At 73.4% G+C, this 24,649-nt stretch carries 23 protein-coding genes and 1 pseudogene; 17 read left to right on the forward strand and 7 right to left on the reverse strand.

Going from position 1 to position 24,649, the window contains the following annotated elements:
- Positions 1-34 precede the first annotated feature (34 nt).
- Entirely contained in the window at positions 35-883 is an 849-nt protein-coding gene (locus OG500_RS05565) for a 2,3,4,5-tetrahydropyridine-2,6-dicarboxylate N-succinyltransferase (protein WP_327065245.1), read from the reverse strand.
- A gap of 490 nt (positions 884-1,373) precedes the next feature.
- Here OG500_RS05565 and OG500_RS05570 point away from each other — a divergent pair, with 490 nt between their 5' ends.
- Positions 1,374-2,579 (forward strand): multicopper oxidase domain-containing protein, encoded by a 1,206-nt coding sequence (locus tag OG500_RS05570; RefSeq protein WP_329577231.1) that lies wholly within the window; start codon positions 1,374-1,376, stop codon positions 2,577-2,579.
- A 66-nt stretch (positions 2,580-2,645) separates the two neighbouring features.
- On the opposite strand, the gene OG500_RS05575 is transcribed toward OG500_RS05570, so the two are convergent.
- Entirely contained in the window at positions 2,646-4,280 is a 1,635-nt protein-coding gene (locus tag OG500_RS05575) for an FAD-dependent oxidoreductase (protein ID WP_329577234.1), read from the reverse strand.
- Between the two features lie 224 nt (positions 4,281-4,504).
- Here OG500_RS05575 and OG500_RS05580 point away from each other — a divergent pair, with 224 nt between their 5' ends.
- From OG500_RS05580 to OG500_RS05625, 10 genes are all read left to right on the forward strand, one after another.
- A complete protein-coding gene (locus OG500_RS05580; protein ID WP_329577237.1) occupies positions 4,505-5,710 on the forward strand; it encodes a SchA/CurD-like domain-containing protein in 1,206 nt (401 codons plus the stop codon).
- Between the two features lie 3 nt (positions 5,711-5,713).
- Complete coding sequence (locus OG500_RS05585; protein ID WP_327065249.1) at positions 5,714-6,154, forward strand: cupin domain-containing protein; 441 nt, start codon at positions 5,714-5,716, stop codon at positions 6,152-6,154.
- The gene (locus OG500_RS05590) at positions 6,151-7,419 is read left to right on the forward strand and encodes a beta-ketoacyl-[acyl-carrier-protein] synthase family protein (RefSeq protein ID WP_327065250.1); all 1,269 of its coding nucleotides are present in this window, start codon (positions 6,151-6,153) and stop codon (positions 7,417-7,419) included. Before OG500_RS05585 ends, OG500_RS05590 begins: the two co-directional genes overlap by 4 nt.
- Positions 7,416-8,681: a beta-ketoacyl synthase N-terminal-like domain-containing protein gene (locus OG500_RS05595; RefSeq protein WP_327065251.1), complete on the forward strand. Its 1,266-nt coding sequence runs from the start codon at positions 7,416-7,418 to the stop codon at positions 8,679-8,681. The genes OG500_RS05590 and OG500_RS05595 overlap by 4 nt, the downstream gene beginning before the upstream one ends.
- A gap of 32 nt (positions 8,682-8,713) precedes the next feature.
- Positions 8,714-8,971, forward strand: a complete 258-nt coding sequence (locus tag OG500_RS05600; protein WP_327065252.1) for an acyl carrier protein — start codon at positions 8,714-8,716, stop codon at positions 8,969-8,971.
- Between the two features lies 1 nt (position 8,972).
- Positions 8,973-9,458: an SRPBCC family protein gene (locus OG500_RS05605; protein WP_327065253.1), complete on the forward strand. Its 486-nt coding sequence runs from the start codon at positions 8,973-8,975 to the stop codon at positions 9,456-9,458.
- 38 nt (positions 9,459-9,496) lie between these two features.
- Positions 9,497-9,829: a TcmI family type II polyketide cyclase gene (locus OG500_RS05610; RefSeq protein ID WP_327065254.1), complete on the forward strand. Its 333-nt coding sequence runs from the start codon at positions 9,497-9,499 to the stop codon at positions 9,827-9,829.
- Positions 9,830-9,894: 65 nt separating this feature from the next.
- On the forward strand, positions 9,895-11,622 hold the full coding sequence (accD, locus tag OG500_RS05615) for an acetyl-CoA carboxylase, carboxyltransferase subunit beta (RefSeq protein WP_329577243.1): 1,728 nt from the start codon (positions 9,895-9,897) through the stop codon (positions 11,620-11,622).
- Positions 11,619-12,215, forward strand: a complete 597-nt coding sequence (locus tag OG500_RS05620) for an acetyl-CoA carboxylase biotin carboxyl carrier protein (RefSeq protein WP_327065256.1) — start codon at positions 11,619-11,621, stop codon at positions 12,213-12,215. The genes accD and OG500_RS05620 overlap by 4 nt, the downstream gene beginning before the upstream one ends.
- Positions 12,216-12,315: 100 nt before the next feature.
- Positions 12,316-13,713, forward strand: coding sequence for an acetyl-CoA carboxylase biotin carboxylase subunit (locus tag OG500_RS05625; protein ID WP_329577246.1), 1,398 nt, complete (start codon positions 12,316-12,318; stop codon positions 13,711-13,713).
- Between the two features lie 67 nt (positions 13,714-13,780).
- Here the strand turns inward: OG500_RS05625 and OG500_RS05630 are convergent, their stop codons facing one another.
- Complete coding sequence (locus tag OG500_RS05630) at positions 13,781-14,860, reverse strand: methyltransferase (protein WP_442907000.1); 1,080 nt, start codon at positions 14,858-14,860, stop codon at positions 13,781-13,783.
- Between the two features lie 65 nt (positions 14,861-14,925).
- A complete protein-coding gene (locus OG500_RS05635) occupies positions 14,926-16,086 on the reverse strand; it encodes a right-handed parallel beta-helix repeat-containing protein (RefSeq protein WP_329577249.1) in 1,161 nt (386 codons plus the stop codon).
- A 212-nt stretch (positions 16,087-16,298) separates the two neighbouring features.
- Here OG500_RS05635 and OG500_RS05640 point away from each other — a divergent pair, with 212 nt between their 5' ends.
- Entirely contained in the window at positions 16,299-16,829 is a 531-nt protein-coding gene (locus OG500_RS05640) for a GNAT family N-acetyltransferase (protein WP_329577252.1), read from the forward strand.
- A gap of 136 nt (positions 16,830-16,965) precedes the next feature.
- Here OG500_RS05640 and OG500_RS05645 read toward each other — a convergent pair whose 3' ends face one another.
- A complete protein-coding gene (locus OG500_RS05645; RefSeq protein WP_329577254.1) occupies positions 16,966-17,823 on the reverse strand; it encodes an NmrA family NAD(P)-binding protein in 858 nt (285 codons plus the stop codon).
- A gap of 143 nt (positions 17,824-17,966) precedes the next feature.
- Between OG500_RS05645 and OG500_RS05650 the strand changes: the two genes are divergently transcribed.
- Positions 17,967-18,878 (forward strand): LysR family transcriptional regulator, encoded by a 912-nt coding sequence (locus OG500_RS05650; RefSeq protein ID WP_329577261.1) that lies wholly within the window; start codon positions 17,967-17,969, stop codon positions 18,876-18,878.
- A 3-nt stretch (positions 18,879-18,881) separates the two neighbouring features.
- Here the strand turns inward: OG500_RS05650 and OG500_RS05655 are convergent, their stop codons facing one another.
- The gene (locus OG500_RS05655; protein WP_329577264.1) at positions 18,882-19,469 is read right to left on the reverse strand and encodes a CGNR zinc finger domain-containing protein; all 588 of its coding nucleotides are present in this window, start codon (positions 19,467-19,469) and stop codon (positions 18,882-18,884) included.
- Positions 19,470-19,541: 72 nt separating this feature from the next.
- Here OG500_RS05655 and OG500_RS05660 point away from each other — a divergent pair, with 72 nt between their 5' ends.
- The 4 genes and pseudogenes from OG500_RS05660 to OG500_RS05675 all read left to right on the forward strand — a co-directional run bounded on the left by OG500_RS05660 (position 19,542) and on the right by OG500_RS05675 (position 24,093).
- Entirely contained in the window at positions 19,542-21,212 is a 1,671-nt protein-coding gene (locus tag OG500_RS05660) for an FAD-dependent monooxygenase (protein WP_329577267.1), read from the forward strand.
- An 82-nt stretch (positions 21,213-21,294) separates the two neighbouring features.
- Entirely contained in the window at positions 21,295-22,404 is a 1,110-nt protein-coding gene (locus OG500_RS05665) for a threonine aldolase family protein (RefSeq protein WP_329577271.1), read from the forward strand.
- 317 nt (positions 22,405-22,721) lie between these two features.
- Positions 22,722-22,918 (forward strand): annotated as a pseudogene (locus OG500_RS38050) (MmyB family transcriptional regulator); the annotation flags it as partial.
- A gap of 194 nt (positions 22,919-23,112) precedes the next feature.
- Positions 23,113-24,093: an aldo/keto reductase gene (locus tag OG500_RS05675; RefSeq protein WP_329577274.1), complete on the forward strand. Its 981-nt coding sequence runs from the start codon at positions 23,113-23,115 to the stop codon at positions 24,091-24,093.
- Positions 24,094-24,203: 110 nt separating this feature from the next.
- On the opposite strand, the gene OG500_RS05680 is transcribed toward OG500_RS05675, so the two are convergent.
- Positions 24,204-24,590 (reverse strand): ArsR/SmtB family transcription factor, encoded by a 387-nt coding sequence (locus OG500_RS05680; RefSeq protein WP_329577277.1) that lies wholly within the window; start codon positions 24,588-24,590, stop codon positions 24,204-24,206.
- Between the last annotated feature and the right edge of the window lie 59 nt (positions 24,591-24,649).

Here is a 24,649-nt window from a genome sequence, read left to right on the forward strand (position 1 = left end):
GTTCAGATGTGACGCGGCGGCAGACGACGGGGCGTCAGAGGTTCAGCACCGGCGGCTGGGTGCGCACCACGTCGTTGAGCTTGGCCTTGTCGTGGCGCTCGCCCTTCTTCAGGTGCTTGATCACCAGCAGGCAGGGCAGGCCGAAGGTGCCGCCGGCGAACTCGCGCGGCCGGCTGGCGGGCACCGCGACGGTCCACGGCGGCACCGAGCCGCGACTGAGCTCCTCGCCGGTCGCGGCGTCGATGACCGGAATGGTGTCGGTCAGCAGCGAGCCGGCGCCGAGCAGGGCGCCCTCGCCGACCCGGGCGCCGCTGTAGATCATCGAGCGGGCGCCGATGAAGGCGTCGTCCTCGATCACCACGGGCCTGGCCATCGGCGGCTCGATCATGCCGCCGAGCCCCACCCCGCCCGACAGGTGCACATTGCGCCCGATCTGGGCGCAGGAGCCGATACCGACCCAGGAGTCGACCAGGGTGCCCTCGCCGACGTAGGAGCCGATGCCGATGTGACTGGGCATCACCACCGCGCCGGGCTCCTGGAAGCTGCCGCGCCGGATCACCGCACCGGGCGAGACCTGGACCCCGGAGCCGGCGATGCCGGTCTTCAGCGGGATCTTGTCGGCGCACTCGAAGGGCCCGAACTGCGAGGGCTGCGGCTGGGCCTGCTTGTAGAGCAGCAGGATCGCGGCCTTCAGCCAGTCGTGGACCACGATCTCACCGTCCACCAGCTCCGCCACCCGGGCCCGCCCGGTGTCCAGCAGCCCGATCGCCGCGTCCACGGCGGCCGCCGCCTCGGCGCCGTCCAGCGGGATCTCGTCCCGCCGCTCCCACAGCTCCTCGATCTCGGTTCGCAGGGTCGCCACATCGGCAGTCCGGCTCTGCATGACACCAACGCTTTCCAGCTCGAAGGTAGGGCCGCACCGGTCAGCACCGGGGCCCTGGGAATCGCCAGCTCGGCCTGTTCCGCGCCGTGCGGCACCCACCACGGACCTGAGGTCGGCGGGGCAGCGGCCACGGCGGGTTACCTCTTGGTAACGGCTGGCAGCACAGCCTTACACGCTTAGATTCCTAGTTCAAATCGAGCTTTTTCCATGCATAACAAGATCACCAAGCGATGTTTTGGCAGGTTGAAAGGTTGTCTTATCGATGCGGGCCCGACCCCGACCGGCCCCGGACCACCACCGCCCCCGGAGCAACCGGCACCCTCGGAGCAACCGGCTCGGCCGACTGGGCGATAGCAGCCGGTCAGCTCCCCGCCCCGACGCCGGAGTGTGCCTAACCTCGGCGGGACTGCTGATCCGCGGAGCGGTGGCCGGGCCCACCGGCCGGCTCCCCATCCCCACCCAGCTCCACGTCCCCACCCGAAAGGGACCCATGTCGGCTGATCAGGCCCAAGACGAGAAGCGAGACGACAGGACCGAACACGGCCGCCGGTCCGTGGTGCGGACCCTGCTGGGCGGCGGCGCCGCCGCCGCGCTGGCCGGCACCGCCGGGCCCGCGTCCGCCGCCCCGGCCCCCGCGGGCACCCCGGCACCGGTCCGGCGCCAGGAGGCCCACGACCCGTTCGCCGCCGACACCTTCCGGCCCAGCGGCCGGGTGCGCGAGTACTGGATCCAGGCCGAGTCCTTCCGGCACAACCCGGTGCCCACCGGCCACGACGCCATGATGGGCCATCATGTCGACGCCGACAGGCTGACGTTCTGGGCGGTCGGCTTCCGCGCCTACACGCCGAACTGGGAGCACCCGCTCGACGCCGACCTCGGCCCCGACGGACTCGGTGCCAACCAGGGCGTCCCAGGGCCGGTGCTGCGCGCCGAGGTCGGCGACCTGATCCGGGTGCACTTCCGCAACAACGACGCGCACTACCGCTGGCCGCACAGCATCCACCCGCACGGTGTGCGCTACAACCGGGAGAACGACGGCGGCTGGGTGGCCGACGACCCCGACCGGCCCGGCGCGGCCGTCCCGTTCGGCCAGAGCTACACCTACACCTGGGCCTGCCCGCCCAGTTCGGTGGGCACCTGGCTCTACCACGACCACTCGACCCCGCAGTCGATCCCCGCGCCGGCCGGCGCGGGCACAGGGCCCGCGCACAAGGAGTACGGGCTGGACGAGTCCCAACGGCTCAGCTCCGGCGACCCGGTGATGGAGATCGGTGCCGAACTCGGCCTGTTCGGCGTCCTGGTGGTCACCGACGAGCAGACCCCCGAGGTCGACTGCGAGTTCGTGCTCTTCCTGCACGACGCCTACAAGGCCGACATCCCCTCCCTGGGCCAGAACCTCAACCTCTTCAACGGCGGCGCCTTCCTCGGCAACACCCCGACCTTCACCGCGCGGGAGGGCGACCGGGTGCGGTGGCGGATCGCCGCGCTGGGGCAGGAGTTCCACGTCTTCCACCTGCACGGCCACCGCTGGCGCGGCGGTCCCGGTCACCAGGACTGGGTGGACTCCCAGATGATCGGCCCCTCCACCACGCTGACCATCGAGTACCTGGAGGACAACCCCGGCGACTGGCTCTACCACTGCCACGTCATCCACCACATGATGGGCGGCATGGTCGGTCGCTACCAAGTGACCTGACGCTCCGTCAGCACACGACGGCGGGGGCGCCCGGTCCGGACGCCCCCGCCGTCGTGCGCCCGGCGGTCAGCCGGCGCGCACGTCCAGCACCCGGCCCAGCACCTCGGCCAGCAGCAGCTCCGGCTCGGCCGCCGAGCCGCGCGTCCGCCAGGCCACGAACCCGTCGGGCCTCACCAGTACCGCGCCGTCCGCCGCCACCCCGTGCAGGCGCTCCCAGTCGGCGCCGTCCTCGGGCACCAGGTCGTGCTGCGCATCCGGCCCGACCCGGTAGCAGGCGAGCGGCACGCCCAGCCGCTCGGCCACCCGCTGCCCGGCGGCGTGCCAGGCCCCGCCCTCCGGTCCGCTCAGCAGCACCGGCGCGGCCTCGTAGAGATCCAGCGTCGACACCCGGGCCCCGCCCCGGCGCACCCACAGGTGCGGCGCCCGGCCGCCCGGTTCGGCGATCGGCCGGAAGTCCTGCGGAACCGGCGATCCGTCAGCCGCACTGTCCACCACGGCAGTCGAGTCGTAGCGGTAGCCCAGCACCACCGCCATCATGCCGGCCTGCCGCCCGGTGCCGGGGCTGACCTCGTACCCGGGGTGGCGGTGCTCGGCGGAGCGCGCCGAGGCGCGGGCACTGGTCGCCGACGCCACCGGGCGCCGCTCGGCGTCGTAGGTCTCCAGCAGCCCCGGGCCCGCCCAGCCGCGCAGCACCGCCGCGAGCTTCCAGGCGAGGTTGTGCGCGTCCTGGATCCCGGTGTTCGACCCGAACGCCCCGGTCGGGGACATCTCGTGCGCCGAGTCCCCGGCGAGGAAGACCCGGCCCTCGCCGTAGCGCTCGGCGACCCGTTCGGCGGCGTGCCAGGGCGCCCTGCCGGTCACCTCCACCTCCAGGTCGGGGACGCCGGTGGCGGCCCGGATCAGCTCCACGCACCGCTCGTCGGTGAAGTCCGCCAACTCCTCGCCGCGGTCCGGGTGCCAGGGCGCGTGGAAGACCCAGTGCTGCTGGTTGTCCACCGGCAGCAGCGCTCCCGCGCCCTCGGGATTGGTCAAGTAGCAGACGATGAACCGTCGTTCGCCCACAACGTCGGCCAACCGCTTGGCGGTGAAGGTGATGCTGACGTTGTGGAACAGGTCGCCCTGCCCGGTGCGCCCGATGCCCAGCTTCTCCCGCACCGGGCTGCGCGGACCGTCCGCCGCGATCAGATAGTCGGCGCGCACCGTGCGCAGCTGACCGCTCTCCCGGTCCCGGACGAGCGCCGTCACCCCGGCGCCGTCCTGCTCGAAGGAGTCCAGCTCGGTGCCGAAGCGCACCTGGCCGCCCAACTCCTGGGCGCAGCGCAGCAGGACCGGCTCCAGATCGTTCTGGCTGCACAGGCACCAGCCGGAGGGGCTGAGCCGGGAGAGCGCGCCGCCCGGGTCGATCTCCCGGAACAGCCACTCCTGGTCGGCGCCGGTCAGCGTGCCGGCCTGCAGGATGCCGTGGTTCTCGGCCAGCACGGCGGCGGCCTGCCGGATCTGCTGCTCCACCCCCGCCGTCCGGTAGAGCTCCATCGTGCGCACGTTGTTGCCGCGTCCGCGCGGGTGGTGCGAGGTGCGCGCATGTCGCTCCACCACCAGGTGTTCGATGCCCAGGCGCCCGAGGAACAGTGAGGCGGACAGCCCCACCAGGGAACCGCCCACGATCAGGACCGGCACGCGGTCGTCGACCTGCGAGGTCATGAGGTCTCTCCAGCCGTACGGGGAAGGGGCCCGGCCGCCGCCGTCGCGACGCTCCGAATCGGCCCGGGGCCTACGTATTCCCAGCCGCGGCCGACCGGAAGCGGATCTTCACCCGAGCGACTCACGCATCGTGCGGGAATCGTTGCGGTACGTAGTATCGAACGCATGCGATCAGGCCCCGGAACGTGTGCAAGGGCCGGGATCGAGCGAGAGGAACTAGCACCGTGACAACCCTGTCCGACAGGCACATCCCACCCTTCACCCCGGCCACCGACTCCCGGCTGCGCGTCGTGCTGCTGCTCGACGTGCACGACGGCCAGGAGCAGCGCTTCCTGGCCGCCTACGAGCAGATCCGCCACCAGGTGGCCAAGGTCCCCGGCCACATCAGCGACCAGCTGTGCCAGTCCCTCGGCAACGCCTCGCAGTGGCTGATCACCAGCGAGTGGGAGGGCGCCGAGCCCTTCCTGAGCTGGGTGGACAGCGCCGCCCACCGCAAGGTGGTCGAACCGCTCCACCAGTGCGTCAGCGACACCCGCTCGCTGCGGTTCGTCATCGCCCGGGAGACCCCCGAGCCGACGCCCGGACCGACCGGCGCACCCCTGCGCAGGACCGCGGCGGTCAGCGCAGGGCCCCCCACCCGGCGCACCGACCCGCTGCCGACGCCGCCCCTGGCCAACGGAGGCGTGGTGCGCCACGCGCTCACCTTCACGGTCAAGCCCGGCAGCGAAGCGGCCGTCGTCGACATCCTCTCGGGCTACCGCTCGCCGCAGGCCCAGGTGGACCGCACCACCCGGCTCTGCCGCACCTCGCTCTTCATGCGCGGCAACCGCGTGGTGCGGGCCGTCGAGGTGGAGGGCGACCTGGGCAACGCGTTGCGGCACGTGGCGGTGCAGCCCGAGGTGCGGGCCGTCGAGGAGGCGGTCAACCCGTACCTGGAGGAGGCCCGCGACTTCGCCGACCCGGCCTCCACCCGGGCCTTCTTCGCCCGCGCGGCGCTGCCCGCGGTGCACCACACCGGCGGCGAGTCCGCCACGGGCGAACTCACCCGTCTGGCCTTCCTCTACCCGGTGCGGCCCGGCCACGGCGCCGCCGCCGTCGAGCTCCTCGCCGAGCAGGACAAGTCGGCCACCGGGGACGCGACGCACCCGCTGGCCGCCGCCACGATGTTCCTGCGCGACGGCCTGCTGGTGCGCCTGGTCGACCTGCGGGTGCCCTACCGGCAGGCGCCCGCGCAGGCGGCGGGCCTGGCCCCCGGCAGCACGCCGACCGCGCTGAGCCGCCACCTGGACCTGCCCGCGGACACCGACCTGACGACCGCGGCGGGGATCACCCGCTTCCTGGACGGCTGTGCCATGGACCTGGTCACCGACCGCAAGTCCCCGTCCCCCGACCCGCACGCCGTCCCGGCGTCCGCCGCCACCGGAGAGTGACCCGTGACCGCCAAGCCCGTACGCATCGTGCACCTCGACGAGACGCAGCCCAACCGGCGGCGCGGCGGCGACCTGCGCGCCCTGCTCACGCCGACCACCGTCGGCGCCACCAGCGGTTTCATGGGGCTGGCGATCATCCAGCCCGGCGAGCGGATCGGTGAGCACTACCACCCGTACTCCGAGGAGTTCGTCTTCGTCGTCAGCGGCGAGCTGGAGGTGGACCTGGACGGGGCGACGCACCCGCTGCGGCCCGACCAGGGCCTGATGATCCCGCGCGACGTGCGCCACCGCTTCCGCAACACCGGCGGCACCGAGGCCCGGATGGTCTTCCACCTCGGGCCGCTGGCGCCGCGGCCCGAACTCGGCCACGTCGACACCGAGGACACCACCCAGGTGGCCGGTGCCCTGTCGATGCCGCCCGACCCGACCGGAGCGACGGCGTGATGCGCCGCGTCGCGGTCACCGGCCTCGGTGTGGTGGCCCCCGGCGGGATAGGCGTGCGGGCCTTCTGGGACCTGCTCACGGCCGGCCAGACCGCGACCCGCGGGATCACCCTCTTCGATCCCGCGGGGTTCCGCTCCCGGATCGCGGCCGAGTGCGACTTCGACGCAATGGCCTGCGGCCTGGAGCCGGAGCGGGCCGAACGCGCCGACCGCTACGTGCAGTTCGCGCTGGCCGCCGCCGCCGAGGCGCTGCGCGACTCGGGGCTCGACCTCGGGGTGCAGGACCCCTGGCGGATCGGCGTCTCGCTGGGCTCGGCCGTCGGCGGCACCACCCGGCTGGAGCACGACTACGTGGCGGTCAGCGCCGGCGGTGGCCGCTGGGACGTGGACCACCAAGGCGCGGGCGCCCACCTGCACCGCGCCTTCTCGCCGAGCGCGCTGGCCTCCGAGGTCGCCGAGGACATCGGCGCGCACGGTCCGGTGCAGACCGTCTCCACCGGCTGCACCTCGGGGCTGGACGCGGTGGGCCACGCCTTCCACGCCATCGCCGAGGGCAAGGCGGACATCGTGGTGGCCGGCGCCTCGGACTCGCCGATCTCCCCGATCACGGTCGCCTGCTTCGACGCGATCAAGGCGACCTCCACCCGTAACGACGACCCCGCGCACGCCTCGCGCCCCTTCGACGCCGACCGCGACGGCTTCGTGCTCGGCGAGGGCGCCGCCGTGCTGCTGCTGGAGGAGCTGGAGCACGCCCGCGCCCGCGGTGCGCGGATCTACTGCGAGATCCGCGGCTTCGCCACCTTCGGCAACGCGTACCACATGACCGGCCTCACCCAGGAGGGCCGGGAGATGTCGGAGGCGATCGACCGCGCGCTGGCCGAGGCCCAGCTCGACCCCACCGACGTCGACTACGTCAACGCGCACGGCTCGGGCACCAAGCAGAACGACCGGCACGAGACGGCGGCCGTCAAACGCTCACTGGGCGCGCACGCCTACACCGTGCCGATGAGCTCGATCAAGTCGATGGTCGGGCACTCGCTCGGCGCCATCGGCGCGATCGAACTGGCCGCCTGCGCACTGGCCCTGACCCACGGGGTGGTGCCGCCGACCGCCAACTACGAGACGCCCGACGCGGAGTGCGACCTGGACTACGTGCCGCGCACCGCTCGCGCCGCGCACCTGCGCACCGTGCTCTCGGTCGGCAGCGGCTTCGGCGGCTTCCAGTCCGCGGTGGTGCTCACCCGCTCCGACGGGAGGACGCAATGACCCGACAGCGTGACCCGGCACGGCAACCGGACGAGCGCCGGGCGGTGATCACCGGCCTGGGCGTGGTCGCGCCGAGCGGGGTGGGAACCGACGCCTTCTGGAAGGCGGTTCAGCAGGGCACCGCCGTGCTCGGCCCGGTCTCCCGCGAGGGCTGCACCCACCTGCCGCTGCGGGTGGCCGGCGAGGTGCGCGGCTTCGACCCCGCCGGGCTGATCGAGAACCGCTTCCTGGTGCAGACCGACCGGTTCACCCACTTCGCCATGGCCGCGGCCGAACTCGCCCTGGAGGACGCCCAGCTGGCGAAGGACCCGCAGCAGCCCTTCGGGATCGGCGTGGTGACGGCGGCCGGCTCCGGCGGCGGCGAGTTCGGCCAGGGCGAGCTGCAGAACCTGTGGGGACAGGGGCCCAAGTTCGTGGGCCCCTACCAGTCCATCGCCTGGTTCTACGCCGCGAGCACCGGCCAGATCTCCATCCGCGGCGGCTTCCAGGGGCCGTGCGGCGTGCTGGCCAACGACGAGGCCGGCGGCCTCGACGTCTTCGCGCACGCCTGCCGGACCATCCGGCACGGCACCGACGCGGTGGTGGCCGGCGCCACCGAGGCACCGCTGGCCCCCTACTCGGTGGTCTGCCAGCTCGGCTACCCGGAGCTCAGCCTGGCCGAGGAGCCGCACCGGGCGTATCTGCCGTTCACCGACGACGCCTGCGGCTTCTCCCCGGCCGAGGGCGGCGCGATGTTCGTCGTCGAGGAGGCGGGCGCGGCGCAGCGGCGCGGTGCCCGGGTCCGGGCCATGGTGGCCGGCCACGCCGCGACCTTCACCGGCACCGCCGGCTGGGAGGCCTCCCGGCAGGGCCTGGCACGGGCGATCCAGGGCGCGTTGGCGGAGGCGGGCTGCGCGCCCGACGAGATCGACGTGGTCTTCGCCGACGCCCTCGGCGTCCCCGCCGCCGACCAGGCCGAGGCGCTGGCGATCGCCGACGCGCTGGGCCCGCACGGCGCCGAGGTCCCGGTGACCGCGCCCAAGACCGGTTACGGCCGGGCCTATTCGGCCGCCTCGTCGCTGGACGTGGCCACCGCCGTGCTGGCGCTGGAACACGGTCTGGTGCCGCCGACGCCGAACATCACCGAGGTGCGGCACGACCTCGACCTGGTCACCGGCCACGCCCGCAAGCTGCCGCTGCGCACCGCGCTGGTGCTCAGCCGCGGCCTGATGGGCTGCAACTCGGCGCTCGTGCTGCGGCGCGGCACCGACGACCGCCCGTGATCCCGCTCCACCCCACCCTGAAGGAGACCAAGATGAACGACCCCGTGACCTTCGAAGAACTCGCCTCGCTCATGAAGGGCCGGGCCGGACTGTCGGTCGACGCCGCCGACCTGGAGCGCCAGCCCGACGCGCTCTTCGAGCAGTTCGGGCTCGACTCGCTCGGCCTGCTCGGCATCGTCTCCGAGCTGGAGAACCGCTACGGCAAGCCGATCGGCAACGAGCCGGAGAGCTGCAAGACCCCCGAGGACTTCCTCGCCCTCGTCAACGACCAACTCACCGTTGGAGCCTGAGATGACCGGACACACCGAGAACGAGATCCTGATCGCCGCCCCCGTCGGGCTGACCTGGGACCTGACCAACGACCTCGAGGGCTGGCCGCAGCTGTTCAGCGAGTACGCCTCCGTCGAGGTGCTCGACCGGCAGGGCGAGAAGGTCACCTTCCGGCTGACCATGCACCCCGACGAGAACGGCCAGGTGTGGAGCTGGGTCTCCGAGCGGGAGACCGACCGCGACGCGCTCAGCGTGCGGGCGCGCCGGGTCGAGCCGGGCCCCTTCGAGTTCATGGAGATCCGCTGGGAGTACCGGGAGGCCGACGGCGGCACCGCGATGCGCTGGATCCAGGACTTCGCGATGAAGCCCACCGCGCCGGTGGACGACGCCGGGATGACCGCCCACATCAACCGCAACTCCAGGATCCAGATGGAGCTCATCCGCGACAAGGTCGAGCGCCACGCCCGCGAGACCGGCCGCGGCGCCCCGGCCGCCATGCCCAACTGACCCAGCCCGCGAAGCACTTCAGGAAAGGCACGCGACCCATGCACCGCGCTCTGATCGTCGCCCGGATGAAGCCCGGCGCGGCCCCCGACATCGCCAGGACCTTCGCGGACTCCGACCGCGGCGAACTGCCCCAGCTGATCGGGGTGACCGGCCGCAGCCTGTTCCAGTTCGGCGACCTGTACCTGCACCTGATCGAGGCCGAGCGTCCCCCCGGCCCCGAGGTGGCCAAAGTGACCGGCCACCCGGAGTTCCGCGACGTCAGCGAACGGCTCGCCGCCTACGTCCAGGCGTACGACCCGCAGACCTGGCGGGAGCCGAAGGACGCGATGGCCCGCGAGTTCTACCGCTGGGAGCGCGGCTCCACCGCGTGAAGATCCGCCGGACAGGTCCGCGCGGCGCCCGCCGGTAGCGGACGCACAGGCTGGAAGGAAACTCCATGGTCGAGGTAGGGAACCCGGCGGCCGAACAGGCACCCTCCTGGGTGCGGTGCGAGCGCTGCGTCACTCTCATCTACGGCAAGCGCTTCAGCCGGGCGTTGCGCGTGTGCCCCGACTGCGGATCACACGCCCGGCTCACCGCGCGCGAGCGGCTGGACCAGTTGCTCGACCCGGACTCGGCCCAGCCGCTCGACCACGTCGAGTGCGTCAGCGACCCGCTCGGCTTCGCCGACACCCGGCCCTACCCGGAGCGGCTGCTGGACGCCCAGACCACCACCGGGCTGCGCGAGGCGGTGCTCTGCGTGCGGGGCACCGTCGAGGGCCGCCCGGTGGTGGTGGCGGCGATGGACTTCCGCTTCCTCGGCGGCAGTCTGGGCTGCGGGGTCGGCGCGCTGATCACCGAGGCCGCCCGGACCAGCCTGCGGCTGCGGATTCCCCTGCTGCTGGTCACCGCCTCGGGCGGGGCCCGGATGCAGGAGGGCGTGCTGTCGCTGATGCAGATGGCCAAGACCTCCCAGGCGCTGGCCGAACTCGACGAGGCCGGCATCCTGGTGGTGTCGCTGGTCACCGACCCGACCTACGGCGGCGTGGCCGCCTCGTTCGCCACCCTCGCCGACGTGATCATCGCCGAGCCGGGCGCGCGGCTGGGCTTCGCCGGGCCGCGGGTGATCGAGCAGACCATCGGCGAGAGCCTGCCGGCCGGTTTCCAGACCGCGGAGTTCCTGCTGCGCAACGGGCTGGTCGACGGCGTGGTGCCACGGGCCGCGCTGCGCGCCACGCTCGCGCAGCTGCTGAGCCTGCAGCCCGCGCCGGACGGCTCCGCGGCCCGCGCCGCACCGGCGCAGACCGCCGAGCCGGCCGGGCCGGGCGGCGGGATCCTGCGCAGCGTCGAGGAGTTGCCGACCGGCGACGCCTGGAGCGCGGTGCGCCTCGCCCGCCATCCCGAGCGGCCCACCACGCTGGACTACGCCGCGCACCTGCTGGACGGCTTCCGGGAACTGCACGGCGACCGGATCTCGGAGGACTGCTCGGCCGTGGTGGGCGGCCCCGGCCGGCTGAACGGACGGCCCGTCATGCTGATCGGGCACCAGAAGGGCGGCAACGACCTGGTCGAGCGCCAGCGTCGCAAGTTCGGCATGCCGAGCCCCGGCGGCTACCGCAAGGCGGCCCGGCTGATGCGGATGGCGGCCAAGCTGGGCCTGCCGGTGGTCACGCTGATCGACACCCCCGGGGCCAACCCGGGGCCGGACGCGGAGCGCGGCGGCCAGGCCGTCGCGATCGCGGAGAACCTGCGCCTGATGGCCCGGCTGCCGGTGCCGATCGTCGCCGTGGTCACCGGCGAGGGCGGCAGCGGCGGCGCACTCGCGCTGGCCGTCGCCGACCGGGTGCTGATCTGCGCCAACGGGATCTACTCGGTGATCAGCCCCGAGGGCTGCGCCGCCATTCTGTGGAAGGACGCGCAGGCCGCGCCGACCGCGGCGGCGGCCCTGCGCGTCGATGCCGGGGAACTGCTGCGCCTGGGTATCGTCGACGGCGTCGTGCCGGAGCCCCCGGGTGGTGCGCACACCGACCACCTGCAGGCCGCCGCCCTGCTGGGCAACGCCGTGACCACCGCCCTGGACGAACTGGAGCCATGGGAGCCGCAGCGGCTGCTGAGCGAGCGCCGCGACCGCTTCCACCGTTTCGGACTCGACAGCGGCCTGAGTGCTGAAGGAGGTGCCCGGTGAAGCCGGACCGTGTGGAGTGGGAACGCCGAGAGCTCGCCCGTCGCGAGGAGGACCGCCGCAAGCTGGACCCCGAGGACGGGCGACACGCGGGCCAGGCTGCGAACGGCAGCCGGGCCGAGCACCCGGCGCCGGCCCCCGGCGAGCTGCTCGACGCGGTCTGCCGCAATGTCGCGCAGCTGGCCAAGGCCGCACCGGCGACACCGCGGCGGATCCGGATAAGGGACGGGCAGACCAGCGTGGAGGTCGAGTGGCCCGACCCGGGCGACCCGGCGCAGCCCGCGGGCCGCACGCCGGCCGGTGAGCAGCCCGGCGGGCCGGTGGCGGAGGAGCAGGACGACCTCAGCTACGTCCGCTCCCCGATGGTCGGCACCTTCTACCACGCCAGCTCGCCGGAGGCCGCACCGTTCGTCGGCATCGGCGACCTGGTCCAGCCCGGCCAGCCGGTGGGGGTCCTGGAGGCGATGAAGATGATGAGCACGATCACCTCCGCCGTCGGCGGCCGGGTGGTCGAGCTGATCGCGCCGAACGGCCAGGCCGTCGAGTTCGACCAGCGCCTGATCGCCCTCGAACCCGTCGCCGCCGAGGAGGACTAGGGGCCCGTCCGGCCGTGCCCGCCGTGCGCGGGCACGGCCGGACGGGCCCTTCGGCCTTTCGCGCGTGCGTCCGCGTGCCCCGACCACCGAGGTGATCTCCATGTTCTCAACCGTTCTCATCGCCAACCGTGGGGAGATCGCGCTGCGGGTGGCCCGCGCCTGCCGCGAACTCGGCATCCGGACGGTGGCGGTGTACTCGACCGTGGACCGCGACTCGGCCGTGGTCCGCTTCGCGGACGAGGCGGTGCACATCGGCCCGCCCGCCGCGAAGTCGAGCTACCTCAGCGTTCCCGCGATCATCGAGGCGGCGCTGCAGACCGGGGCGCAGGCCATCCACCCCGGGTACGGCTTCCTGTCGGAGGACCCGGACTTCGCGGAGATCTGCGAGGCCAACGGCATCGTCTTCATCGGCCCGCCCGCGCACGTGATGCAGCAGCTCGGCGACAAGGCGGTGGCCCGGGCCCTGATGGCCCAGGCCGGGCTGCCCGTGCTGCCCGGCAGCACCGATGCGCTGGCCTCCTCGGCCGAGGCCAAGGAACTCGCCCAGCAGGTCGGCTATCCGGTGATCCTCAAGGCGGTCGCGGGCGGCGGCGGTCGCGGCATGGCCGTGGTGGAGGACGCCGACGGCCTGCGGCTGGCCTACGTCGAGACCCAGGCCCACGCCCGGGCCGTCTTCGGCGACGACCGTCTCTATCTGGAGCGCTTCGTCCAGGACGCGCGCCACGTGGAGGTGCAGGTGCTGTGCGACCGGCACGGCTCGGTGATCCACCTGGGCGAACGCGACTGCTCGGTGCAGCGCCGGCACCAGAAGCTCATCGAGGAGGCCCCCGCGCCCGAGCTGCCGACCGAGCTGCGCGAGGCGATGTGGGCGGCGGCGGTGCGCGGCGCCGCCGCGGTGGGCTTCGTCGGGGCCGGCACCTTCGAGTTCGTCCTGACGCCGGACCACGAGTTCTACCTGATGGAGATCAACTGCCGCCTGCAGGTGGAGCATCCGATCACCGAGCTGGTGACCGGGGTGGACATCGTGCGCGAGCAGATCGCCATCGCCGCGGGCCTGCCGCTGTCGGTGCGTCAGGACGAGGTCCGCACCCGCGGCGTGGCGCTGGAGTGCCGGGTCAACGCCGAGGACCCGGCCCGTGACTTCGCGCCCGCGCCGGGCCTGCTCACCGAGTTCGTGCCGCCCGGCGGCCCCTTCGTGCGGATCGACACGCACGCCTACCCCGGCTGGCGGGTCGGCCCCGACTACGACTCGCTGCTCGCCAAGGCGGCCGTCTGGGCCCCGGACCGGGAGCAGGCGATCGTCAGGATGGACCGGGCGCTGGAGGAGTTCCGGGTGGCCGGCCCGGGTGTGCGGACCACCATCGGCTTCCTGCGCGAGACCCTCGCGCACCCGCTCTTCCAGACCGCCCGGCACACCACCGGCCTGGTCGCCGCGATGACCGAGGAGCAGCCCGCCGAGGAGCCGCCGGCCCCCGCCGCCCCGGTCCCGGCCGGCTGACCTCCGACCCCGCACAGCAGGGCGCCGGCAGCGATTTCGCTGCCGGCGCCCTGCTGTGTCCGGGCCGTCAGCCCAGCACGGTGCAGTCGAAGGCGTGCAGGTAGGCGTTGACCGGGCGGACGTCGCCGACCGCCAGGCCGGCCTCCGTCATCAGGGTGACCAGGCTGTCCTTGGAGTGCTTGGCGCCGCCGACGTTGAGCAGCAGGAGCAGGTCCATGGCGGTGGTGAACCGCATCGAGGGACTGTCGTCGACCAGGTTCTCGATCACCAGGACCCGGGCGCCCGGCCGGGCGGCCGCCACCACGTTGCGCAGGGTGCGGCGGGTGCTGTCGTCGTCCCACTCCAGGATGTTCTTGATGATGTAGAGATCGGCCTGGATCGGGACCTCGCTGCGGCAGTCGCCCGGCAGCAGCCGGACCCGCGAGGCGAGCGCGCCGCCCTCGCGCAGGCGCGGATCGGCGTTCGCCACCACGGTGGGCAGGTCGAGCAGCGCGCCGTGCAGCTGCGGGTAGCGCTCCAGCAGGCTGGCCAGCACGTGACCCTGGCCACCGCCGATGTCCACCACCGAGTCGACCCCCGTCAGGTCGACGAAGCGGGCGATGTCGTCGGCGGACTGACGGCTGGAGTGGGTCATCGCCTTGTCGAAGACCCGGGCGGTGTCCGCCGCGTCGTCGTGCAGGTAGTCGAAGAACTCCTTGCCGTACAGGTCGGGGAAGACGCTCTCCCCGGACCGGACCGCCTCGTCCAGGCGCGGCCAGGCCTCCCAGGTCCACGGGGCGGTGCACCACAGCGCGATGTAGCGCAGGCTGTTGGGGGCGTCCTCCTGGAGCAGCCGGGACATCTCGGTGTGGACGAAGCGGCCGTCCCCGGTCTCGGCGAAGATGCCGTAGCAGGACAGGGCGCGCAGCAGCCGGCCGAGCGGACCGGGCTCGATCCCCAGCGTGCCGGCCAGCTCGTCGGCCGTGGCCGGGCTCTCGCCGAGCGCGTCGGCGACGCGCAGTCCGGCCGCCGCCCGCACGGCGGCCGCGCAGGCGGCGCCGAAGACGAGCTCACGCAGCCGCATGGCCGCCGGGGCGGCGACCGAGCTGCTGGTCATGGTGGTGGGCGTGGTGGTGGGTGTGGTCGGAGTGGACGATGTGGTGGTCATAAGCGCCGCCGTTCTCTCGATGGGGTTGGGGAGGCCGGGGCCCCGGGCCGTCGGCTGCCGGCCGCTCAGCACCGGCCCGCGGGCTCGGAGACCCGGCAGGTGTTGCCGCTGAAGGTGTTGTCGGGGCCGCCGTCGCGGTCGGCGAGGTCGGCGGGCCCGTTGCCCTTGGCCGTGTTGGCGCTGATGGTGTTGTCCGCGCTCAGGCCGCCGACGTAGCTGCGGAAGAGCACGATGCCGCCGGACAGCGGCGAGGCGCCGACGTTGTCCAGCACCTCGTTGTCGGTCACCCGGGTCTGCTCCACGCCGGTCAGCACGATGCCGGTGCCCTGGATGTAGGGCAGGCGGTCGTTCGGCGCGCAGTACTGGTTGTTCCGGTCCACCGTGTTCTGCCGCACGGTCAGATCGCCCGCGCGGGGCCTGCCGTCGTCGCCGACGACGAAGACGCCACCGCAGTTGCCGGTGATGGTGTTGTGCTCGACCACGAGGTCGCGCAGCCGCCGGACCACCACGCCGATCCGGTTGCCGGTCAGGCGGTTGCCGCTGACCTGCGCGCCCTCGGTGTCGATCGCCCCGCCCTTGCCATCGGCGATGTTCGCCAGGAAGATGCCGGACTGGCCGTTGCCCCGGGACTCGTTGTCCAGGAACCGGCCGCGGATGGACTTCTCCTGGCTGATGCCCTGCTCGCCGTTCTTCTCGGCCAGCACGTGGCGCACCGTCATCCCGTCGGTCTGCGAGGCCGAGAGCCCGTTCTTCGGGAAGCCGGAGACGGTGAGCGACTCGATCCGCACCCCGGTGAGGCGCTTCCCCTCCGCGCCGGTGACGCAGATGCCGTGACCGGCCCGGGCGCACGCGGCGGCCGACCCGGTGGCGCCGGCCGGCGCCGGGGTGATCACGCTCAGGCCCTCCGCGCCCCGCAGGGTCAGGTCGGAGGTGGTGATCTGCACGCTCTCCCGGTAGGTGCCGGGCAGCACGAGGACGGTGTCCCCCGGCCGGGCGCCGTCCACGGCCTGCTGGATCGACTGGCCGGGGCGGACGGTGTGGACCGTACGGGCGATGCGGCCGGTCAGGGCGGTGCGGCTGGTCCGGTCGGTGGAGCCGGGGTGGCCGGCATGGACGTGGACGACGGCGGGATGCGTCGCACTGGCGTGGGCGGGCGAAGCGGCCCCCAGCCCCAGCAGAAGGCCGGCGGTCGCGCCCGCCACTTGGCGAGCCCGTCGTGTGGGCATGGTCCCAACCTGCTTTCCAGGACCCCGGCAAGGAGTTTCCGTGCTCAGCGGCGGACCGGATGGCAGTCCGTCGGCGACGCCGCGCTCGGCGCCCGGCTGCGCGTGTCCGTTGAGTCGAAGCTATGGGCGCAGGTCACGGCCCGCCACTTCTGCTCACTCTCCGGTGAAAATCCGTTGTCCGGGCATGTAATGGTCAGTTAGCCTCTTCGACCATGACATTGACCATGACGCTGGATCCCCGGATCGACGACGAGCTGCGCGAGTCCATGGTCCGTCTCTGGACGGACGCCAGTAACGCCGGCGGCGCCGTCGGCTTCGTCGCCCCGGTGACGGCGGCCGAGGTGCGCACGGCCGCCGGGAAGAACCTCGCGGGCGTCGGGCCCGGCCTGCCGGACCGGCTGCTGGTCGCCCACGAGGCGGACAGCGGGCGGCTGGCGGGCTTCCTCTTCTTCGAGGACCTGCGCTTCGCGCCGATGGACCACTGGCGGATGCTCAAGGCGGTGATGGTCCACCCCGACTTCCAGGGGCTCGGGTACGGCCGGGAGCTGATGGCCGAGGCGGCCCGGATCGCCCGGGACTGGAAGCTCAGCGGCCTGCGGCTGACCGCGCGTGGCGGCCACGGCCTGGAGACCTTCTACGGGCGCTGCGGGTACACCGAGATCGGGCGGGCGCCCCGGGCGATCCGGGTGGCGCCGGGCGACGAGCGGGACGAGGTCACCATGTGGCTCGACCTCAGCCGCTGACCGGCGGTCACCCGCCGGCGCACCCCGCGCCGACCGCCCCGGTGGACGGGCCGTCGGGGCGGGGTGCGGACCGGAGCGTCGGGGCGGGGTGCGGACCGGAGCGTCGGCGCGAGGTGCGGGGACGTGCGGCGGTCGGTCAGGCGAAGAGCTGCGCGTGCTCGGCGACGAACTCCGCGAAGGAGCGTGCGGGGCGGCCGGTGAGCTTCTCGACGTCCGAGCTGACGGCGGCGGCCCGCCCGGCGGCGTAGAGCCCGTACAGCTCGACCATCCCCTCGGCCCGCCAGGCGTCCCAGCCGGCGCCGAGCATGCCGGCCAGCGCCGCCTCGGGCGCCACGGCGGTGTACGCCACGGGGGTACCGGCGGCGGTGGCGAGCACGGCGGCGATCTCGTCGTGCGCCAGCGCGGCGGGGCCGGTGAGGGTGTAGGTCGCGCCCTGGTGCCCGTCCGTGGTCAGCACCCGGACGGCGGCGTCGGCCACGTCGCGGGCGTCGACGTAGGAGACCGCGCCGGTGCCGCCCGGCAGCGCCAGCGCGCCACCGCGCACCGCCTGCGCCATGCCCAGGAAGTTCTGGTGGAAGCCGTTCGGCGCCAGCACCGTCCAGGGCAGGCCGCTGGCCGCCAGGTGGTCGTGGCCGGCGACGTGCGCGGCCACGAAACGCACGCCCTCGGGCCGCTGTTCGATGCCGGCGGCGGCGTGCAGCACGATGTGCGGGCGGCGGCCGGTGCGGACCGCCGCGTCGATCACGTTGCGCTCGTGGGTGCCCATCTCCGGGTGGACCGCCACCAGGAGGTAGACCGCGTCGGCGCCGGCCAGGGCGGCGTCCAGTGAGGCCGGATCCGCGAAGTCGGCGGCGGCAAGCTCCACCCCCTCGTCCCAGGTCCCCCGGGCGGCGCCGGTGTCACGCACCAGCGCCCGCACGGCGGCGCCGCGCTCGCGCAACCCGCCGACCACCTTCGAACCCACGGTACCGGTCGCACCAGTGACCACAATCACGAGATGACTCCCCATCACTTGCTGCTCGATCGTCCTGCTGCTGATCCCCCGTCACCAGGAGCCTGGCAGCGCGGCCGGTAGCCGATCAAGGTCGATCTGCAGCACAATCCATCAGCCACGCTCATCGATCCGGGGGAGAGAACATGGATCTGGCGGAGATAGAGACCTTCCTCATGCTCTGCGAGGAACTGCACTTCGGCCGCACCGCGGAACGCCGCCACCTGTCCCAGTCCAGGGTCAGCCAGCAGATCCGGTCGCTCGAACGGCGGATCGGTGCACCGCTCTTCACCCGCACCAGCCGCCAGGTCGCCCTGACGCCGCTCGGCGAGCACACCCGGCGCGGCCTCGCTGCCGCGCACGAGGCGCTGCGCACCGCCTTCGAACAGGCCCGCAGCCTCGCGCAGGGGGTGGTCGGCACCCTGCGGGTCGGCTTCCTCGGCTGCCTCAACGGGCCGCCGCTGACCGACGTGGTGGCCGGCTTCGCGCGGCGGCACCCGGCCTGCGACATCGCCACGGTCGAGGTCTCCTGGGCCGATCCGTACGGGCCGCTGCGCGCCGGCGAGGTGGACCTGGTGCTCACCCTGCTGCCGGTGGCCGAAGCCGACCTGACGGTGGGACCGGTCCTGGTCTCCTACGACCGGGTCCTGGCGGTCGGCAGCGGGCATCCCCTGGCGCGCCGCCGGGGCATCGACGTCGAGGACCTGGCCGGGCAGGTCCTGCTGGACGGCCCGGCTGAACTGCCGCAGGCGCTGCGCCTGTACCTGTTCCCGCCGTTCACCCCGCTCGGACGGCCGCTGGTGCGGGAGGCCGGCGGCCAGACCTATCAGGAGGCGTTCAACCAGGTCGCCGCCGGCGCGATGGTGTGGGCCACCCACCAGGGGTTGTTCCGGCTCTACCAGCACCCTGGGGTGGTACGCCGCCCGCTGAGCGGGATGGCGCCCGCGAACGGCGCGCTCATCTGGCGTTCCGACACCGAGAGCGCCAAGATCCGCGCCTTCGCCCTGCTGGCCGAGCAGCTGGCGGCGGGCGGCCCGCCACCCTCGCACGGGCGCTGACGCTCACTCACCTGCCCCACCAGGGGCGGCGCTGCCGCGCTGGGCGCGGTGGGCGGCCACCCGGACCCGGGTCGCACAGCGGGCCGAGCAGTAGCGCTGCGGGGTGCGGCGGCCGGTGTCGATGAAGTAGTGCGCGCAGTCGGGTGCGGCGCACTGCCCCCAGGCGCAGCCGCCGCGCTCGCTGAACCAGAGCCCCAGCGCCAGCGCGGCGGTGGCGAGCAGCCAGGGGACGGGGCCGTCCTCCCGGTCCGCCTGGGCGTGCAGCGACCAGGGGCGGCCGGGCAGGCGCACCAGGTGCGGCCGGGCGGGGTGGCGGCGGAGCAGGGCGTTGATGGCCTCGGCCGCCGCATCCGGCTCCTTGGCGGCCAGGATGCCGATCAACTCGCCGGTGGCATCGCACAGTCGACTGGCATCGGCCTCGGTGAGCCGGAACGGCGGGCCGCCATGGCGGGCCAGCAGCTCCATCAGGTCCGAAGCGCCGACCCGGGTGCCGTCCTGGACGGTGTTCTGGACGGTGTCCTGGACGGCGTTGGCGAGTTCGACGATGAAGTGCAGGCCGCGGGGGTTGGCATCGGCGAGGTTCTCGGGCATGACTCCATGGTAACGTCAAAATCAGATGTTAGACGTTACCAACTATTGCTGCCTTCGCCCCATGGGAGAGCCATGCCGTCACCGACGACGACCCCGGTGCTGATCGTGGGCGGTGGGCCGGTCGGCCTGACCCTGTCGATCCTGCTGTCCGCGCAGGGCGTGGACCACTTGCTGGTCGAAGCGCGCACGGACAGCTCGCCGCACCCCAAGGCCCGTGGCATCTCGGCCCGTTCGATGGAGATCTTCCGGCGCTGCGGCGTCGAGGCGGCGATCCGCGAGCGCGCGCTCCCCGCCTCCCATGTGTCCTTCTACCGCGGCCGGGACCTGGTCGACCCGGACTTCGTCCGTACCGGGGTCGCAGCCGACCGGGCCGAGGGACCCGAGCACACCCCCTCCCCCGGCGTGGTCTGCTCCCAGGACCTGCTGGAGCCGCTGCTGCGCCACCGGGCCCGCGAACTGGCGGCGGACCGGATCCGGCTCGGCGTGCGTCTGCTCTCCTTCGAGCAGACGGCGGACGAGGGCGCGGGACCGGGCGTGCGCGCCGTCCTGCAGGACCGGGACGGCGGCGAGCCGTACCAGGTGACGGCCGACTGGCTGATCGGGTGCGACGGCGCGGCGAGCACGGTGCGCACCGGCGCCGGCCTGGCCATGACGGGCCCGACCGGCCTGCGGCACTTCCTCAGCATCCGCTTCGACGCACCGCTGGGCGCGGTGGTGGCGGACCGGGCCAGCACGTCGTACTTCCTCACCCCGCCCGGGCTCGGCGGCTTCCTGGCCATCGACAACGACCGCCGGTGGGTCTATCAGTACCCGTTCGACCCTGCCGTGCCCGGGCCGCACCAGGACCTCACCGACCACCGCCGACTGGCCGAACTCGTCCGCACCATGGCCGGGTTGCCCGAGCTGGACGTGACGATCCACTCCACCATGACCTGGCGGATGGACGCCCGGCTGGCCGACGACTACCGCCGCGGACGCGTCCTGCTGGCGGGCGACGCGGCCCACCTCACCCCGCCCACCGGCGGGCACGGCATGAACACCGGGATCGGCGACGCGGACAACCTCGCCTGGAAGCTGGCCGCCGTCACCGCCGGTCTCGGCGCCCCGGCGCTGCTGGACAGCTACCAGGCCGAGCGCCGGCCGGTGGCGCGTCAGGTCATCGAGCTGTCGAGCGAGAACGCCCGGGCCCGGGCCCAGGGCGGCGGCTACCGGATGGACGACGAGCTGCTGCTCACCGCCGCCTACCGGTCGAGCGCCGTGATCGACGACGGCGGCCTCGCCGACGAGGCCCAGGACGCCCAGGACGCCCAGGAGGCCCAGGAGGCCCAGGAGGCTTCGGAGGCGTCGGAGTGGCTGCCGTTGGGGCTCGCCGGCTACCGTCCGAGCGGTGCGCCCGGGCGCCGGCTGCCGCACGCGCGGCTCGCCGGGCCACCCGGCGTCGGCTCCACGCTCGACCTGGTGGGCCCCGGGTTCGTCCTGCTGACGCCGCACGACGACCCGGCCTGGCGGCAGCAGGCCGACGCCGCCGCGGCGGGCGGCCACCCGGTCACCGTGCACGCGCTGGACAGCGGGCCGCTGCGCGAGGCGGAGCCGGGCGCGGTCGGCAGGCTCTGCGGCCTCCCTCCGACCGGGGCCCTCCTGGTCCGCCCCGACGGCCACATCGGCTGGCGGGCCGGCCGGCCGTCCCGCCCCGGCGAGCTGCTGGACGTGCTCCGCCGCATCCTCGGGTCCACCCAGGCATAGGCAGCGCGGGCGGGCAGCTGCAGCGGGCAGCGCCGGCGAAAATCGCTTGGCCCGCTCTCGCCGATGATCAGACAATCGCCGAATGAGCCATGATCAGAGCGCTGTCCAGCGGCGCCGCGCAGCCCGCCTCTCCAGCAAGCGCTTCCTGTCCGACGGCCCGCTGCGCACCATGCGCGACCGGCTCACCACTCTCGCCGCCATCGACGGGCTCGACGAGGTGCCGGACTTCTACGGCACCGACGGCCCGGTGCGCCGGCTGGAGGAGCGCACCGCGGAACTGCTCGGCACCGAGGACGCCGTCTTCTTCCCCACCGGCACCATGGCCCAGCAGGTCGCGCTGCGCCACGGCGCCGAGCTGACCGGCCGCCGGACCGTCGCCCTGCACCCGCTGAGCCACCTGGAGCAGCACGAGCGACAGGCCTACAACCAGCTCACCGGCCTGCGCGCGCTGTGGCCCACCACCGAGCAGCGCCAGCCCACCCCCGCCGAGATCGCCGAACTGGGCGAGCCGCTGGGCACCCTGGCCGTGGAACTCCCGCTGCGCGACCCCGGCTACCTGCTGCCGAGCTGGACGGAGCTGGTCGAGCTGACCGAGGCGGCCCGGGCGGTCGGCGCCCGGGTGCACTTCGACGGCGCCCGGCTGTGGAACACCACCACCCACTTCGGCCGCTCCCTGGCCGAGATCGCAGCCCTGGCCGACAGCACCTACGTCTCCTTCTACAAGGACCTCGGCGGCATCAGCGGCGCCGCCCTGGCCGGTACCTCGGCGCTGGCCGGCTACGCCCGCGCCTGGCGCCACCGGATGGGCGGCGACCTGTTCCAGCAGTGGCCCGCGGCCGTCGCCGCGCTGCACGGCCTGGACACCGTCCTCCCGCACATCCCGCGCTACGCCGAGCACGCCGCCACCCTGATCCCCGCCCTGGCCGCCCTGCCCGGCGCCCGGATCAACCCGGCCGCGCCGCCGACCCACGAGTTCCAGCTCTGGCTCCCCCACTCGGCCGAGGCCCTGCGGGCGGCCAACCTCGCCCTCGCCGAGCAGGAGGGCACCTGGTTCATCGGCTACTGGTCCGACGCCGCCCCGGGCCTGGCCATGGGCGAGGTCACCCTGGGCGCCCCGGCCCTCCACTGGACCCCGGACGAGGTCACCCGGGTGGGCCACCGCTTCCTGGAGCTGGCGGCGGCACACGGCTAGGGCCGGACAGGCCCGAGGGCCTGGGGCGGGCCCGAGAGCCTGGGGCGGGCCCGGCTGGGCGGGCGCCCGGGTCGGCCTTGATGACTCGGCCGCGTGACGGCCCCGCCGACGACGCGACGATCGGCATGCCGTCAGGCGGAGGTGCCGGGCCACGGGGTGGACATGGGACGAGGCTCCGCATCGGAGCCGTCGTTCCGGTCCATCGTCGCGGCCCAACCGGCCAGCAGGTTCAGGGCGTCGCATGCGGGTGTGCCGGGTTCGGCGCTGTCGGCCATGATGGTCAGCCCGGTGTCGGCGGGGAGCGCCAGGGCTTCGTAGCCGAGGGTGAGTTCGCCGACGACGGGGAACGCATGGCCGCTGGCACCGTCGCGATCCTGCGCGCGCCGAAGCCGGACGCGACCCCCACGACAAGGGCCTGATCGACCTGGTCGGAGAACTCTCCACCCGGAGCGAGCTGTTCCGCACCCGCTGGGCCACCCACGACCTCCTCCAGCACCGCGGCGGCGTCAAACGCCTCCCTTCAGCTCGACGAGGCCGCACGCGCCCACGTGTTCGACCTGGCCGCCGACTTCTGCCCCCGCCGCGCACGGTGCCGCGTTCGCGCTTGATGTATCCGCCATGCGCGGCAGTTCGTGCCAGGGTGGGCAGTGAAGGCAACCGCTCTCTGGAGCACGTGCACAAGTCCACCTCGCCGAGCAGGAGCAGGCCATGGAGTACACGCGGTTGGGAACATCAGGACTCAAGATCAGCCGGATCGCCTTGGGCTGTATGAGCTTCGGCGACCCCGCCCAGCGGACGACCTGGGCGCTCGACGACAACGCGGCCGAGCCGGTCTTCCGCCAGGCCGTCGAACTCGGCATCACCTTCTGGGACACCGCGAACATCTACGGCCTGGGCACCTCGGAGGAGGTCGTCGGGCGGGCGCTGCGCAATTACACCCAGCGTGACGACATCGTTCTGGCTACCAAGTTGTGGGCGCCGATGCACCAGGGCCCGGGCGGGGCTGGGCTGTCCCGCAAGGCCGTCATGGAGCAGATCGACGCCTCGCTGCGGCGCCTGGGCACCGACTTCGTCGACCTCTACCAGATCCATCGCTTCGACCCGCAGACGCCGGTCGAGGAGACGATGGAGGCGCTGCACGATGTGGTCAAGGCGGGTAAGGCCCGCTACGTCGGTGCTTCGTCCATGTGGGCCTGGCAGTTCGCCACGATGCAGCATGCCGCGCAGGCCCACGGGTGGACCAGGTTCGTCTCCATGCAGGACCAGTACAGCCTGATCCACCGCGAGGAGGAACGCGAGATGTTCGGCCTGCTCGCCCACCAGGGCGTGGGAAGCATTCCGTGGAGCCCGCTGGGCGGGGGATTGGTCACCCGGCCCTGGGGCGAACGCTCCACGCCGCGCGCGGAGCTGAACCGGACAACCGACCAGCAGGACCGGCCGATCTTCCTCGACAGCGACCGGGCCATCGTCGAGGCCGTCCAGCGCATCGCCCTGGCCCGCGGCGTGTCGATGGCTCAGGTCGCGCTGGCCTGGGTGTTGAAGAACCCGGTGGTCTCCGCCCCGATCGTGGGTGCGACCAAGCCGCACCACCTCGCGGACGCCGTCGCCGCGCTCGACATCAAGCTCACCACTGAGGAGATCGACTCCCTCGAAGCGCCCTACGTCACGCGCCAGCCCACGTTCTTCTGAGCCGATCGCCTGCCTGGAGCACTGGGCCCACTCGACGACGTCGTGGCTGGGGGCGAAGCCGACAGGGCTCCCAGAGTTCGCGGATGCTGCGGGGGCGGCGGACGGACGGCTCAGCCCGGGGTGGCCGCCGGGTCCACCGGGTCCGCCGCATCGCTCAGGCCCAGGCGCAGGTGGTCGATGTGGTAGACGGCCTGGTCGAGGAGTTCGGCGACGTGGTTGTCGTAGAGCGCGTAGACGACCGAGCGGCCGTTGCGGCGGCCGATCACCAGGCCGAGGTTGCGCAGCAGGCGGAGCTGGTGGGAGCAGGCGGACTGCTCCATGCCGACCTCGGTGGCGAGTTCGGTGGCGGCGCAGGGGCCTTCGCGCAGCCGGGAGAGGATCAGCAGCCGGGACGGGGTGGCCAGGGCCTGCAGGGTGGTGGCCACCCGGGCGGCGGCGGCAGCGTCCAGGCGCGTGCGCGGGACGGCGTTCTGCGGGGATGCGGCTCCATGACCCATGCGTCTCATCATACAGGCGGTTAATGAATGACCGTTCATATATTCCGGCGCACGGAGAC

The sequence above is a fragment of the Kitasatospora sp. NBC_01250 genome, assembly GCF_036226465.1.
GTDB lineage: Bacteria > Actinomycetota > Actinomycetes > Streptomycetales > Streptomycetaceae > Kitasatospora.